General features: G+C 68.2%; 14 protein-coding genes and 1 tRNA gene. 8 read left to right on the plus strand and 7 right to left on the minus strand.

Going from position 1 to position 14,261, the window contains the following annotated elements; genetic code table 11:
* Positions 1-221 precede the first annotated feature (221 nt).
* Positions 222-851, plus strand: coding sequence for a hypothetical protein (locus KGA66_RS18795; RefSeq protein WP_211469471.1), 630 nt, complete (start codon positions 222-224; stop codon positions 849-851).
* Between the two features lie 299 nt (positions 852-1,150).
* On the opposite strand, the gene KGA66_RS18800 is transcribed toward KGA66_RS18795, so the two are convergent.
* From KGA66_RS18800 to dcd, 3 genes are all read right to left on the minus strand, one after another.
* Complete coding sequence (locus KGA66_RS18800) at positions 1,151-2,023, minus strand: hypothetical protein (protein WP_211469472.1); 873 nt, start codon at positions 2,021-2,023, stop codon at positions 1,151-1,153.
* Between the two features lie 79 nt (positions 2,024-2,102).
* A complete protein-coding gene (locus tag KGA66_RS18805; protein ID WP_211469473.1) occupies positions 2,103-2,534 on the minus strand; it encodes a hypothetical protein in 432 nt (143 codons plus the stop codon).
* Between the two features lie 120 nt (positions 2,535-2,654).
* Positions 2,655-3,233 carry a dCTP deaminase gene (dcd, locus tag KGA66_RS18810; protein ID WP_211469474.1) on the minus strand — a complete coding sequence of 193 codons (579 nt, stop codon included), beginning with the start codon at positions 3,231-3,233 and terminating at the stop codon, positions 2,655-2,657.
* Positions 3,234-3,435: 202 nt separating this feature from the next.
* Here dcd and KGA66_RS18815 point away from each other — a divergent pair.
* Positions 3,436-3,509: transfer RNA gene (locus KGA66_RS18815), tRNA-Gly, on the plus strand.
* Between the two features lie 207 nt (positions 3,510-3,716).
* Entirely contained in the window at positions 3,717-4,862 is a 1,146-nt protein-coding gene (locus KGA66_RS18820; RefSeq protein ID WP_211469475.1) for a hypothetical protein, read from the plus strand.
* 856 nt (positions 4,863-5,718) lie between these two features.
* Here KGA66_RS18820 and KGA66_RS18825 read toward each other — a convergent pair.
* Positions 5,719-6,183, minus strand: a complete 465-nt coding sequence (locus KGA66_RS18825) for a hypothetical protein (RefSeq protein WP_211469476.1) — start codon at positions 6,181-6,183, stop codon at positions 5,719-5,721.
* Positions 6,184-6,431: 248 nt separating this feature from the next.
* On the opposite strand from KGA66_RS18825, the gene KGA66_RS18830 reads away from it, so the two are divergent.
* Positions 6,432-6,983: a DUF4240 domain-containing protein gene (locus KGA66_RS18830; RefSeq protein ID WP_211469477.1), complete on the plus strand. Its 552-nt coding sequence runs from the start codon at positions 6,432-6,434 to the stop codon at positions 6,981-6,983.
* Between the two features lie 36 nt (positions 6,984-7,019).
* Here KGA66_RS18830 and KGA66_RS18835 read toward each other — a convergent pair whose 3' ends face one another.
* The 3 genes from KGA66_RS18835 to KGA66_RS18845 form a co-directional block, all read right to left on the minus strand.
* Positions 7,020-7,496: a pyridoxamine 5'-phosphate oxidase family protein gene (locus KGA66_RS18835; protein WP_211469478.1), complete on the minus strand. Its 477-nt coding sequence runs from the start codon at positions 7,494-7,496 to the stop codon at positions 7,020-7,022.
* Positions 7,497-7,625: 129 nt separating this feature from the next.
* The gene (locus KGA66_RS18840; protein WP_211469479.1) at positions 7,626-8,288 is read right to left on the minus strand and encodes an HAD family hydrolase; all 663 of its coding nucleotides are present in this window, start codon (positions 8,286-8,288) and stop codon (positions 7,626-7,628) included.
* Positions 8,285-8,866 (minus strand): nitroreductase family protein, encoded by a 582-nt coding sequence (locus KGA66_RS18845; RefSeq protein ID WP_211469480.1) that lies wholly within the window; start codon positions 8,864-8,866, stop codon positions 8,285-8,287. Before KGA66_RS18845 ends, KGA66_RS18840 begins: the two co-directional genes overlap by 4 nt.
* A 64-nt stretch (positions 8,867-8,930) precedes the next feature.
* Between KGA66_RS18845 and purD the strand changes: the two genes are divergently transcribed.
* From purD to KGA66_RS18865, 4 genes are all read left to right on the plus strand, one after another.
* The gene (purD, locus tag KGA66_RS18850; RefSeq protein ID WP_211469481.1) at positions 8,931-10,193 is read left to right on the plus strand and encodes a phosphoribosylamine--glycine ligase; all 1,263 of its coding nucleotides are present in this window, start codon (positions 8,931-8,933) and stop codon (positions 10,191-10,193) included.
* Between the two features lie 295 nt (positions 10,194-10,488).
* Complete coding sequence (locus tag KGA66_RS18855) at positions 10,489-11,772, plus strand: hypothetical protein (RefSeq protein WP_211469482.1); 1,284 nt, start codon at positions 10,489-10,491, stop codon at positions 11,770-11,772.
* Positions 11,773-11,950: 178 nt separating this feature from the next.
* Positions 11,951-13,261, plus strand: coding sequence for an adenylosuccinate lyase (purB, locus tag KGA66_RS18860; protein ID WP_211469483.1), 1,311 nt, complete (start codon positions 11,951-11,953; stop codon positions 13,259-13,261).
* Position 13,262: 1 nt separating this feature from the next.
* A complete protein-coding gene (locus KGA66_RS18865; protein ID WP_211469484.1) occupies positions 13,263-14,192 on the plus strand; it encodes a phosphoribosylaminoimidazolesuccinocarboxamide synthase in 930 nt (309 codons plus the stop codon).
* Positions 14,193-14,261 lie beyond the last annotated feature (69 nt).

A 14,261-nucleotide genomic window follows, 5' to 3' on the forward strand; every position in this document is an offset into this window, starting at 1 on the left:
CTACGGTCGGCACCGCCTCCGCCTGACCGGACCGGAGCTCTCACTCGTTCCCCGCACCCGAAGCGGCTGCGCCCGGGTCGCGTGAAACCAGGGAGCGGTCTCGGTGTCTTAGTGCGCCGGATTCGCTAGGCTCCAAACGCTTTGCGCACGGTGCACTTGAGCGCGCAGTACGTGGGTACACCGGTTCGAGCGCATGCGTCCGGTTCGTGTGGAGGTCAAATATGTCGGTCGAGTCGCAGGCGCCCGAGGCCGCTGCGCCCGAAGCGGCCGTCGAACGCAGCGGCGTGCGCGTCTGGTTCGCCGCTCTTTTCCGCGCCCTGTTCGTCATTGTCTTAACGCTCGCGGTTCTCGCGGCGCTCGGCTACGCCGGGGACATCGCGCTACACCGGCTCACCCACACGAGCCGGTCGAACGCGACCTACGCGCACATATACGAAGTCGATATCGTCGTCGACGGCGACGCATCCGTATCCGTCACCGGGACGCAAAGCAGCGCGCGGCAGGTGACTCTCGACGAGACCGACAAGTCAACCGTCTTCGACAGTCCTCAGCGCGCGGTGAGCGTGATAGCGGGCACGCTCTTCGTGTCGGTTCGGTGCCCGGACTCGCGCTGCACAACTGATCTGGCGTTGACTACGTCTCCTGACACGCGGGTCACCATCAACGCGGGCAACGCGTTTCATCTCGACCTCGCCCGCGTCGATGTCAAGAACCTCGCAGGGCCCGTCGATCTGTCGGCTTGGCCGGCGAAGGTAACCGTCCAGGACTCGAGCTCGCTGGTCACGGGTATGGTCGCAGGGTCACTCGTGTGCAACGCGCCTGCCGTCTGCATCGTGCAGGTACCGCGCTAGGCAGTGTTGGGGAATGCCTCAAGGGGCGAATCCGGTCAGCGACGAGCATGGGCGCACGGCCGAAACGCCCACAGACGACCCACTGCGTTGATTGAGCACCGCGAGGGTGTTCCGGCGCCTTGCCAGCCGGGCGCGGATGACCGGACGTGTGCAGCCAGGTCGAGCAGAGTCATGCGACGGATTTCCGGCGCGGGACACTAGGCCGGCCTGGGCCTTGGCCCAGGGAACGCAGTGCGCGGTGTGTGCACGCCTCGGTTGCGCGATGTCGCTGACGGGCTCCGGCGCCTCTGTGCCAGCGCTCAGGCGCTTACGGGAAAGCCATCCGCGTCCAGCAGAACGCCGCCGATCACCTCGGACAGCAGCGCTGCCGCTTCGCGCACCCGGCCCAGTGTGGCGACCGTCTCGGACAGCGTCGCCTGCTTCACGCAACTGAAGCGATACACCGTGAGCGGCCAGCCCTCGTCCGCCCGGGAACGCAGCGCGTACGGCAGGAATTCTTCCGCGCCGAACGGCTGCACCCGGATCTCGAGCGCGCCGGGCCGGTCGAGGCAGTAGTTGTTCGCGGCGAGCACACCGTTGCGCCCCAGGTCCGGGATCGCCAGGCCGAGGATTGAGCGCAGCACCTGCCAGGGCAGCGCCTCGTGCCCGTAGACGCAGAACACGGTTTCCTGTGGCTCGGCGACGTGCGATGGGCAGCCGGGAAGCCGCGCGGCGCCGCCGAGCAGCCGGGCCAGGCCCGTCACCAGCGACCACGCCAGGGCCTCCGGACCCGTTGGAATGTCCCGCGGAAAGCGCTTACGCAGCGCCTGCGCGTTTCGCCCGTCCGGGATCCGCGACCGGCGCCGCGGCGCCTGAGCCACGTAGGCGGTGGACCAGCCGGCGGGCAGATCGGCCTGCGCGGAGAGCGTAGGGTCGAGGTGAAACGGGCCGTGCCACCGTACCCCGTCCGCGACGTGCAGCACGCCCAGGTCGTCGCGTGTCGGCGTCGGGTTCCACGTACGCACCAACGCCTCGATCGAAGCGGGGGTCCGCGGGCCTGCCAGCAGAAGTACCGGGTTTCCGCTGATCAGTCGTTCAGGATCCGCCGGGTATTCCCGCCGTCGCCGTACCGCATTGGCCCACGGGGTGGCGCCGACGCGGGACAGGGCCGGGGTCAGACTCCAACGCTCCATGCCTTCACTGTCGCAGCGCACTAGCCCCCGGATGGGAACCTGCGCCGACAAATCACCCGTTCCGGCTCCCCCGCTTGCGCTACCAGAGCGAGCCCCAGGTCGCGTCTGCCAGCGACTCCACCACGAGCCGGGTCCCGTCCGCGCCGACGAGCACTCCGCCGGTCACTTCCAGCAATGCCCTCGCCAAGCGGTAACGCAGCCGGTCCGACCCGGGGCCCAGTGACGCGACTGAAATCTGGTAAGCGGTCAGGGACGTGGCGCTCCACCCGCTCTGCGCGAGCGCGCCGGGCAGTTCGCCGAACATCGGATCCTGCGTCACGTCGATCACGAAAGTCGCGACCGTGTCGGAGATCGTCGCGCTGTAGGCGGCGACGCCGTCCTCGGGTTCGTCGTCATCGGCCGCGGTCGCACAGAACGTCTCGCCGGTCCCCAGAGCGCTCGCCGCAGCCAGCACCTTCTGCGGGTCCGCGAGCCGCTGCGCGTAAACCGTCACGACATCCGAAGCATCCACGTTCAGCGGCCACCGCATCACGAGCCCCCCGTCCCTGTCTGTTCCCGCCCGTGTCGCCGGCGCGGTCATATCAACGGCACCGGCTCCGGGCAACGGCACCGGCGCTGACGCCGACCGGTGTCAAGAAACGGATGTGCGATGAAAGTTCAAGTATGAGCGCGACGGCGTCGGACCGCGCTGTCCCTGGTATCGGGACCCGTAGACCGCCGAGCCGTACGGGTGCTCGGCGGGCGATGACAGCCGGAACATGCACAGTTGTCCGATCTTCATCCCGGGCCATAGCTTGATCGGCAGTGTCGCGACGTTCGACAGTTCCAGCGTCACGTGCCCGGAGAAGCCGGGGTCGATGAAGCCGGCGGTCGAGTGGGTCAACAGGCCTAGGCGCCCGAGGCTGGACTTCCCCTCCAGCCGCGAGGCTATATCGTCCGGGAGGGTGATCATCTCGTAGGTCGAACCGAGCACGAACTCTCCCGGGTGCAGGATGAACGGCTCCTGCCCTTCCGGCTCCACCTGCCGCGTCAGGTCTGGCTGCTCCTGTGCCGGGTCGATATGCGGATACCGGTGGTTTTCGAACACTCGGAAGTACCGGTCCAGCCGCACGTCGATCGACGAAGGCTGCACCATCGACTCGTCGAAAGGCTCGACCCGCACCCGCCCGGCCACGATCTCCGAGCGCAGATCCTTGTCTGAGAGCAACACCCACAGACCGTATCGCGCCGCCCGCGGCCCGACCAACAGCCGAACCAGCCAAGCTGCCCGCAACCTGTGCCTGCCCGCTTCCGGTCGTCCAGGCACCGAACCGCGCCAGCCATGCACTCCGCGGCGATCCCCGCCACCTCGCGTCCGGGTCTGGTAACGTAACTCTCGGCAAGCTTCCAAAGCGTGCCGAGGGGTATGGCCTGCGGGTGTAGTTCAATGGTAGAACATCAGCTTCCCAAGCTGACAGCGCGGGTTCGATTCCCGTCACCCGCTCCAACGGCGAGGCCCAGGTGAGAGAACCCTCTCTCGTCCTGGGCCTTCAGCGTGTTGAGCCCCGAATGCGCCCCGCGTGCCCGTTACGTGGCCGTAGCCTCCGCAGAGTCCTCATCCGAAGTGGTCGGCGCAAGTTTCCTAGCCTTCCGCGCCAGCTCTCCGAGAGCGCCCGCGATGACCTTGTCACGGTCGCTCGTAGCGTGCTGGTAGATGATCGCGGCGCGTGTCGAACTGTGCCCCATCCGCGCCATCAACTCCGCCAGACTCGCACCGGTCGCAGCCGCAAGGGTATTGCGCCTGGTCATCGTCTGCGGCCCGAAGACGTCACCGGTCACCGCCGCCGCACTGGCCGCCGACCCCCGGCTGAGCTTCGAGACCGTCCCGGATGGATGCTGGACACTGACCGACCGGCGCACCGGACAGCAGTTCACCTCACCGTCCGACGACCCCGAGCGCCCCGAGCCCGCCGATGTCGCCTACCTCGGCCGGCTGCCGCGACCTGACCGCAAGGGAACCTTCCTGCTGATCGCCGGAGTCCACGCCATCGGATCACTCGGCGCCGCAACCTACCTCGCCGAGAACATCGCCGACCTGTACGAGCAGGCGTCAACGCGCCCGGCCGGCGTCGACACGCCCTGTCCGCACGACGCACGCTGGTACGCCCGCGCCCTGGGATCCAGGCTCGTAGCCGAACTCAGTACCGAGCCGCCCTCCTGGATCGCCGAAGCCGTAGCCCGCGCCATCGACACCGTGGCCACAAGCCACGCCGCCACGTGCCCGATTGACGACCAGAGCCATCCGTCAGCCACCATCGCGATACTGCGCGAACTACCCGACGTATACGAGTACTACATCCTCGGAGACTCGACCATCGTCTTCGACACGGCCGGGGGACAGCTCACCGCCCGCAGTGACAAGAGCCTCAGCCGAGTGGCCACCGCACAACGCGCCCGCGTGACCGCTACCGGGTACGAAGCCAGCGAGCGAGATTCAGCCCGTGCCGAGCTGGTCGAAGCCGAGCGCGCGAAGCGCAACGTCCGAGGCGGTTACTGGATCGCATCGACGAACCCCGACGCCGCCGCACACGGACGCCAAGGACACATCAGCCGCCGAGAGCTGAGCCGAGCCGCCCTGCTCAGCGACGGAGCAGCAGCAGCAGTCGAACGATACGAGCTCGTGGACTGGCGATCAGCACTCGACCTGATGGAGCAGGACGGACCGCAAGCGATCATCCGGGCCGCACGCGACGCCGAGGACTCGGACCCACAGGCCAAGCAGTGGCCGCGCAGCAAGCCGCACGACGACGCAACCGCAGTGCTCTGCATAGCGGAGCGACACAGCCAGGAAGCTGGCTAGAACTTTCTCTACGAGGATCAAGGCACGCCGCTGAAGCGGCGTGCAGCCCGTCGCCGCCCGAGCCGTCGCCTCCTGTCTTCGCCCCGACTCCGTCTCGGCCCGCGCCGGGCGAACCCAGGACAGCAGGACCAGCGCCGAAGCGTGAGCGAGAAGCCAGGCAGCCACACCCGACACGCAGCAGGGAAACCCGCGGGCACGACGACGAGACCCGGACACCGGCCGACGCAGAAGCGGACGAGCCGGAAGCACGAAGCCACCGCGGACCGCTTGGCGCCGCCGGACCTGCGCCAGCGTTCCACGCGCAGCCGGCGCGCCAGCGACCGCGAACACGAGCACAGGCACACCACACAGCAGGCCGAACCCGGACACCACACGACCCGAAGCACCCACCACGGTCAGCAACTCCCGACACTCGACAAGCACAACGACCAACCGCACCAGGAACCCGAGCAGCCCAACGAGAGCGAGCGAGCAGAAACAACAACGCCGCTGGCAGGCCCTCCCTCGGAGATGAGGGGAAGACCACGCAGCGTCGGAGGGTGCGGGAAGGTGGGGAAGAGGGTGGGTCGGTTCTGGCATCTCCCCGGCCGGTCACCACGAGGGTTACCAGACGACGGCCGGCAAAGCAGGAGCTTGCCCGACCGAGGAGTTACCAGAACCTCAGCCCGGCGAGCGAGCGCAGCTCAGGCCGTAGGCAGATCAACGACCGTAGTCAGCAGGAAGTCAGCGAAACCCCGGCAACATACGACAGCAGGCGACAAGCGGCCAGCAGCGGACGAGGGCAAACGACACCGCCCCACAGCACCCGAGGCCAGGGAACCGCCCTGACACGGCAGCGCTCACAGGACGCGCATGATCATCCCGACGAGTCAGATCGTCCGGCGCGTCGCAGTCCTGACAACCGCTCGCGCAGTGACGACGATCCGCCTCTGATCGCCGCCCGGTTGAGGTGCCGCATGTAGGGCACCACCAGGAAGCGCGGCCGGTTGAAGACGACAATCACGATAAGCAACGGCACGGCTGCCACGAACGCGACCAGGAACGCGCCGGCGACCCACTTCCACACTTCAGGGTTCGGCGAGGCCATACCCACAGCGCCGGAAAGGATGACGCATCCCCCGCAGACAAGGGCGCCGGCCACCACGGCGACCCCGCGCGCCAGGCCCCGCCCCACGGATTCTCCGACCCTGAAGCTCAGAATCTCAGCGGTGCGCCCGAACCGGTTGGGATTCCGCCAGGTGCGTACGGCGATCCATACGTGGACCGCCACCATCCCGTAAAAGCACGTGATCACCAGTGCCAGACCGACGATGCCGCCCACAGAGGCTGGCTGAGCGTCTTGAGCCACCACGCGCCCCCGATCTATCAATGGTTTGATTGAGGATAGCCGCGCCGATCGATCGCGTACAGCAGCGCGATACAGCAACCGGGCCGACGATCAGTGCCGTACAGTGGCCCTGCCCGACCTAACTCGGGCGGGAATGTCCGGATCTGCCCCACCGGTGCCGCACGTTCGAATCGAGGGGGTCGTTCGAATGGATGTCGGAACCTGCGTCTATCGTTTCCGCCATGACTACAGCCGAACCTAACAAACAGCAATTTCCCACCGTTGATGACGAAGCTCGGTTCTGGTCTCTGCTGGAGCAGGCGTGGTCGCAAGTCGACGATGCCGTGAATGTGATCCGACTCTCCATGGCGTCCGGGCCCGCAGATTCCGATCGCGCAGCCGACTTGGCCATCGTGGACGAGACGACAGACGATTTCCTGGAAGCACTCACCGTGCTCTGCCGAGGCATGTCCTCTCGCGAGCTGACTGACCTCGACCGAGTCCTTGAGCGCAAGCTCTACGACATCGACCGAGCCGACATTCAGGCCGTCACCGACGGGTCGGACGACGGCTTCCTCTATGCACGCGGGCTCATCATTGCCCTCGGCCGTGACTACTACGCTGCCGTTGCCGCCAACCCGCGCGTGGCCATCCTCGATGGTGAGTTTGAGGCCATGTGCTACTTCTTCGCGCGTCTTCACGGCGACCTGTACGGCGCGTGGCCGGCAACGGGATCGGGCATTAGTCGCGAGAGCTGCTCAAATCCGGCTGGGTGGAGCTTCACCGGGGTATGAACCTTCCCCGCCTCGTCCCGCAGCGTTGATCCGGTATCAGCGGCGCACCTCGCGCACCGGTTCCCCGGGGCGCCAGCTGCGAATGACCAGGGCGTCGTTGGTAGCCGCGATCGAGGTCAGCACCGCCTCGGTCAGGTCGAGCCGGAAGAGGTGGAACGGGCCCGGATCAGCCTGGCGGCCGTCGAGCGCCGCCGCCTTGAGCCGCGGATCGCCGATTTCGATGGCCACGCCCGCGAGTTTGGCGTCGCCGCCGCTCATCGAGCCGTCCCCCGGGTTCGAGTGCAGCGCGAAACGCCCGTCGCGGCGCAGGTCGACGGCCTTCAGTGCATTGAGCATCGAGCCGAGCGTCAAATCCGGGCCGACGATGCGCACCTCCGTGCCGCTGACCCTGGGTGAGCCGTCGCGGCGAAGCGTAGCGAGCACATGATGCTTTGTGGCCGCGAAGCGTGACCAAACCGCCGCCGCGAACACAGGTTCCGCCTCGGTGAACTGCTGCCAGGTAGCCGAAGTCATACGGACAGTCTTACCGCTGCCACCGACAACTTGGTGACCGCGAGCCTCCATGGCAGCGCACGATCCAGCCGCACCGATCCCCGGACGCACGCGCTGCCCCCGCACCGCCCGGCACAGTCCGGCCGCGGATCAGGCGTCGGCGAGCAGCTTGAGGGCATCGGCCACGGAACCGCACACGTGGTGCGGCTGCGGATCCTCGGCGGTCAGCGCGCGTTCATTCTGCACCCAGATCGTCCGCAGGCCGGCGCCGATCCCGCCGGCGATGTCGGCCTCAAGCGAGTCGCCGACCATCCAGCCGTACGGATGATCGAGTTGCACGCCGAGACCCGCCGCCGCGCGTTCGAAGATCAGCCGTTCGGGCTTGCGCGCGCCCTCAGTCTCCGAGACGAAAACGCCGTCGACCAGGCCGCGCAACCGCACCCGGTCGATCTTCGCGTTCTGCATCGTCGTCGCGCCGTTGGTGATGACGCCCAGCCGCCAGCCCTCCGCGCGCAGCCGGCGCAGGCCCTCCGACACCGCGTCATCGAGCACGAAGAAGTGCGGATACGTCATCGTCACATCGTGGACGAGCTGTTCGACGCTGTCGGCGAGACCGAAGTGCCGTTTGAAGTCGGACGCGTACTCGGTCCACGTCTTCGCCGTCGTGCTCTTGACGGCCAGGAAGTCCACGGCCGCGGGATCGATGCCGCGGTCCGCGACGAACTGCTCAGCCCACTCGCGCAGCGCCCCGCTCTGGTCGACCAGCGTGTTGTCCAGGTCGAAGAACGCGAACTTGACCACCTGTTTGGTCACCGTGACCACATCCCGTAATGAACCATGCTTTCGATCGGTCTGCGCCGCGCCCGCAGGTCGCGCTTCTCGCTCTCGGTGTCGTAACCGATCGCGACGGCGCCGATCGGTTCGTAATCATCCGGTACGCCAAACGCATCCTTGAACGACTGGACCCGGTCGGGAACGATGCCGAAGTACAACGCGCCCAACCCCTCGTCGACCGCGGTAAGCAACTGCAGCATCACGGCCATGCCGGTGTCGATGTGCCAGAAGGGGACAGGCCAGCGCGATTCGTCGCGATCGGTCCAACCCTTGTCGGGCTGCGCGTAGCGGTCCAGATAGGCGCGCTTGCAGGAGAACGGGACGATGACCAGCGGAGCCGTGCGGACCGTGTCGGTCACCGCGTCCGAGCCGAACTGCCAGAACTTCTCGAGTTCCGCCTCGCGCAGAACCAGCCAGGCTTGGCCCTGCGAGAACCCCGCGGAGGGCGCCCGGGTTCCGTTGTGCAGTATCCGGGCAAGCGCTTCTGCGGGGACCGGCCGGTCGGAGTCAAAGCTTCGCACCATCCGGCGGGTGCGGATGGCGTCTTGAAGTTCCATGCCGTTGACCTTATGCGTGGTCGGACGGCATTCGTCAAGCCCGATGGCTTATAGGGTAGAGCGCGTGAAGATCCTGGTCATTGGTGGCGGCGGTCGTGAGCACGCGATCTGCCACGCGCTCAGCCTCGACGACTCCGTGACCGCGCTCTACTGCGCGCCGGGCAATCCCGGCATCGCGGCCGTCTCACAGTTGCGGTCGGTCGATCCGCTCGACCCGGAAGCGGTCGCGGGCCTCGCCGCGCAGCTTGCGGTAGACCTCGTAGTCGTCGGGCCGGAAGCACCGCTCGTCGCCGGAGTCGCCGATGCGGTGCGCGCCGCGGGCATCGCAGTCTTCGGCCCCTCAAAGGCCGCCGCGCGGCTCGAGGGCTCCAAGGCGTTCTCCAAGGAAGTCATGGCCGCGGCGGGTGTGCCGACCGCTGAGTCCTTCGTGTGTTCGACGGCCGAGGAAGCGGCTCGTGCGCTGGACGCCTTCGGGCCGCCCTACGTGGTCAAGGATGACGCGCTCGCGGCTGGTAAAGGCGTCGTGGTCACACATGACCGCGACGCGGCATTGGCTCATGCGCAGGCGTGTGGTCGCGTCGTGATCGAGGAATACTTGGACGGACCGGAGGTCTCGCTTTTCGCGCTGACCGACGGCACCACGGTGCTTCCCCTGCAACCTGCGCAAGACTTCAAGCGGGCGGGGGACGATGACGCCGGCCCGAACACAGGCGGTATGGGTGCTTACTCACCGCTTCCATGGGCTCCGGCGAACCTGACTGAGGACGTCCTCGAATACGTGCTCCAGCCCACCGTGGACGAGCTGCGCCGTCAGGGCACGCCGTTCGTCGGGCTGCTGTACGCGGGACTTGCTCTCACGAAGCGAGGAGTGCGGGTCATCGAGTTCAACGCGCGCTTCGGGGACCCCGAGACACAAGTCGTGCTCCCGATGTTGAGGACGCCTCTCGCGCACCTGCTGCGTCACGCGGCCACTGGCACCCTCGGCGCAGTCGAGCCGCTGCGTTGGCACGACGGAGCCGCCGTCACGGTGGTGCTCGCGGCAGCCGGCTACCCGGGATCTCCTCGCGGCGGCGATCGTATCAGCGGCATTCCGGACGCCGAGTCCGCCGGCGAAGTGATGGTCTACCACGCGGGTACCTCGTTGGACCCCTGGGGCGGGCTGATCTCCTCAGGCGGCCGGGTGCTCACCGTCACCGCCCGGGCCGGGGATCTCGCCGCGGCCAGAGATCTGGCCTACGCGGCGCTCGACCGCATCGAACTGCCCGGTTCTCACCACCGCACGGATATCGCGGCGAAGGCGATCGGAGGCCTGATCGCCGTTCCGTGACAGCTCGACGACCGTTCGTGAACCGAATGCGACGGCCGCGCCGTCCATCCGGTTCAGACGGAGTGACAAGCTCACCCGAACGAGCGGAAACCCGCACGGCCCGCATGCCTATCGCATCCGGGCGGCGCTACGCTCACGTCAAGGGAGCGTTTCCCACGCTCGGCCGCCGCAGGGGTCGCGATGGCCGGCCGGCGGCGCATCCGGCGCTGAGTCGCCAGGACCGGTGCCGACAGGACCGCGGCGGTCCGCCTTCCGGCGGCCGGCGACCTGCGTTCACGATTCGGGGTGAGCACGGTTGACCGCGGCCTCGACCAGCGCAGTCCGCCACGCCCGCGCTATCACACGCATCTGCCGGCTCGCCGCCGGTAGCTGGATCGCGGCGGCCGGGACGATCGCGGCCGCGCTGCTGACTCTTAGCCCGATCAGGATCGGCTTACCCGCCGCAGCGCTGATCGCCATCGCGGGCGCATGGCCGCTGCTGCTCTTCCATCGCATCGTGCCGGCCCTCACGCCGACGGTGCCTCCGGTGCAGGGCGGCTACGGCGAACTGATGCTCACTGTGCGCCAAGTCACCGCGGCGCTCGGGGTGAGCGAGCCCGCCGCGTTGGAGCTGTCCCCGGACTGTGACGCCTGGCTCGAACCGCGTGCCGAAGGACCGGTGCTGGTGATCGGCGCACCGTTCCTGTGGTGGCTGCGGGTCAGCGAACTGCGCGGACTGCTCGCTCCGGTGCTCGCGGGCATGGATGCCGCGCACGACACCCACATAGGTCGGGCGCGCCGACTGGTCCGCAAGCTCGATTTCGCGGAAGCGCAAGGTTGCCCGCCCTGGCCGCGCTCAGTCATCGTCGCAGTCGCCGGTGCGTGCCGGATACGCGCGGAAGGCATGGAACGGGCGATCGGGGCCGCCGCGGCGGAACGTGCCCGCATCGTCGAACCGGCAGGTCGCGTATACGCGCACGAGCAGGCCGGCCTGGTCGCCGTCGGCTGGGATCGGCTGTTGACCCGGCTGGCTATGCCGGCGTGGCGGCAAGGCTACGCGCCCGAGAACCTGAACGCCGCTCTCGCCGCCGCGCTCACCGAACTCGGCCAACGCGATCGGGTCGGACTCGGCTTGGCCGACCGGCTGACCGAGCGTCCGGCCTGCGATCTGCTCGACGAGCCGGGGGAGGCGGACCGCGCCGTCTCCGCGCTGGCACCGCTGGCCTACCAGGGACTGCGGGTCGATCGGCCGCTTCCGTGGTCCCGCTATATCGACCTGGTCGCCGATCCGGTGCTGCGCGCGGAGGCGGCACGCGCACCGGACCATCCGCTCATCTCCAAGGTCAGAGCGTTGCTCGAGACCAGCGCCGCCGGACACGGCTCGGGTGAACTGGCGGCGGGTCTTCGCGCCGTGGTGCAGTGCGGTCTGGTCGATCAGGGACTCGCGCACTGGGATGTCGACTGGCTCGACGGGATCATTCTGCGCGACCGCGCGGGCCGCGCCGTGCCGGTCGACGAACTGGTCCACGGCCTGCTGGACAACGCGGATCTGGCGGCGCTTCGCGACTGGGTCGATCAGGCGGTCGCGATGCGCGACTGAGGTCCGCTCGGTCCACGTCGCCGTTCTCCGCCGGGCGCCGCCTCATTGCACTCAAGGTTATCCACAGGGTTGTCCACAGCTTCGCGCGGAAGGTCCCCGCAACCGCTTGCCCTCATGGAGAATGGACTCGGCGGGCCAGGTCTGTCCCGCTGAACCTGTTGATAAGGAGCAGCCCGCCGTGATCGGACGGTACACCCTCCCGGACATGGGCCGTGTGTGGAGCGAGGCCCACAAATACGAGCTGTGGTGCCAGGTCGAGACCCTGGTCATGGAAGCGCACGTCGCCGCTGGAACCGTGCCGGCCGAAGCGCTCGCCGCCGTGCGCAAGGCACCCGCGCCGACCCCCGAGGCGGTCGCCGAGATCGAGGCGGTCACCCAGCACGACGTGATCGCGTTCCTCTCCGCCTGGGCCGACAACACCGAGCCGCGGGAAGCCGCCGCATACGTGCACTTCGGCATGACCTCCTCGGACCTGCTCGACACCGCTCTGGCGCTCCAACTGGTCGAGGCGACGGACCTGCTCCTGGAGAAGGCGGATCGGCTGGTGGGGGTGCTCCGGCAGCACGCGCTCGCCCACCGCGCAACCCTGCGCGTCGGGCGTACCCACGGCATCCACGCAGAGCCCGATGTCTGGGGCCACCGGGTCGCCGATTTCGCTTTCGCCGTCGCGCGTTCGCGAGATCGGATCCGCACCGCGCGCGCAGCGGTCGGCGTGATGGCGATCTCGGGCGCGGTCGGTACGTACTCGAACATCGACCCTGCCGTCGAGCGTTACGTAGCGGACAAGCTCGGCCTGAAGCCGGCGCAGGTCTCGACCCAGGTGGTCATCCGGGACGGGATCTCCGAATGGGTCTGCGCGCTCGCCGTGATGGCCACCGTGCTCGAAGCCATCGCTCTGGAGGTGCGGCACGGGCAGCGCACCGAGGTCCGCGAGCTGTGGGAGCCCTTCGGTAAGGGGCAAAAGGGCTCCTCCGCGATGCCGCACAAGAAGAACCCGATCATGTCGGAGCGGCTGGCCGGCATCGCCCGGCTCGTACGCGCCCAGGCCGTGCCGGTCATGGAGGGCATCCCGCTGTGGCATGAACGGGACATCTCGCACTCCTCCACCGAACGGATCGCGCTGCCGGACGCCTCCATCGCGCTGGACTACATGCTGAATCTGACCATCCGCCTGATGAGCGGGCTGGTCGTCGACGCCGAACGGATGAAGGCCAACCTCGAATCGACCGGCGGCCTGATCTACACCTCGACCGTCCTGCTGGAACTGGTGGACATGGGCCTGTCCCGAGACGCCGAGGCGTATCCGCTCACCCAGCGCGCGGCCATGAAGACCTGGGAGACCGGCCGCCCGTTCCGCGAGACGCTGCGCGAGGAGGCCGCCGCGGCCGGCCTGAAGATCGACGAGTCGCGACTCGACGAGGTGTGCCGCCCGGAACGGTTCGTAGCGGATCTGTCCGGCATGTTCGACCGGCTCGCGGAGCTGACCTGACATGGCCGCCGACGCTGCTTCCGCCTCGCCGCCCCCCGCCGCCGGGGCACTGGCGGGCGCTATACACCTCGGCTCCGGCAAGATCCGCGATCTGTACGCTGTCGGCGATCGGTTGCTGCTCGTCGCCTCGGACCGCATCTCCGCCTTCGACCACGTCCTGGAGACGCCAATCCCGGACAAGGGCCGTATCCTCACCCAGCTCTCGCTCTGGTGGTTCGAGCGACTGGCGCATCTGGTGCCGAATCACCTGATCTCGGCGGACCCGGCGCTGTACCCGGCCGAGCTGGCAGCGCACGCGCGGGAACTACGCGGCCGTTCGATGCTGTGTGAACGCCTCGACATGCTCCTGATCGAATGCGTAGCCCGCGGCTACCTCACGGGTTCCGGCCTGGCCGAATACCGCCTCTCGGGTACCGTGTGCGGTCTGCCGCTGCCCGAAGGGCTGGTAGACGGCTCGCGCCTGGACGGGCCCGTGTTCACCCCGGCGGCGAAGGCCGAGCTCGGCGAGCACGACGAGAACATCGGTTTCGACGAGGTCGTCCGCCGAACCGGCGTAGGCGTCGCGCAGGCGCTGCGCCGGCTCACCTTGACCGTGTACTCGGCGGCGCGGGATATCGCCCTGGAGCGGGGCATCATCCTCGCCGACACCAAGTTCGAGTTCGGCCGGAGAGCCGACGGGACCATCGTGCTGGCCGACGAGGTGCTGACGCCGGACTCATCCCGGTTCTGGCCCGCGGAGCAGTGGCAGCCCGGCCGCGCACAACCCTCCTTCGACAAGCAGTACGTCCGGGACTGGTTGACCTCGCCGGAATCGGGCTGGGACCCGAAGTCCGATCAGGCACCTCCGCCGCTACCCGACGAGGTGGTGGAACGCACGCGCTCCCGATACGTCGAGGCATACGAGCGTCTCACCGGCCAGACCTTCCAGTAGTCGCGGTCGACTCCGGTACCCGGGCGCGACGGGGCCACCGGCCGTGCCCAGGTAGGCTTTGCCCTACCG

It is taken from the genome of Actinocrinis puniceicyclus (assembly GCF_018283645.1).
GTDB classification, from domain to species: Bacteria; Actinomycetota; Actinomycetes; order Streptomycetales; family Catenulisporaceae; genus Actinocrinis; species Actinocrinis puniceicyclus.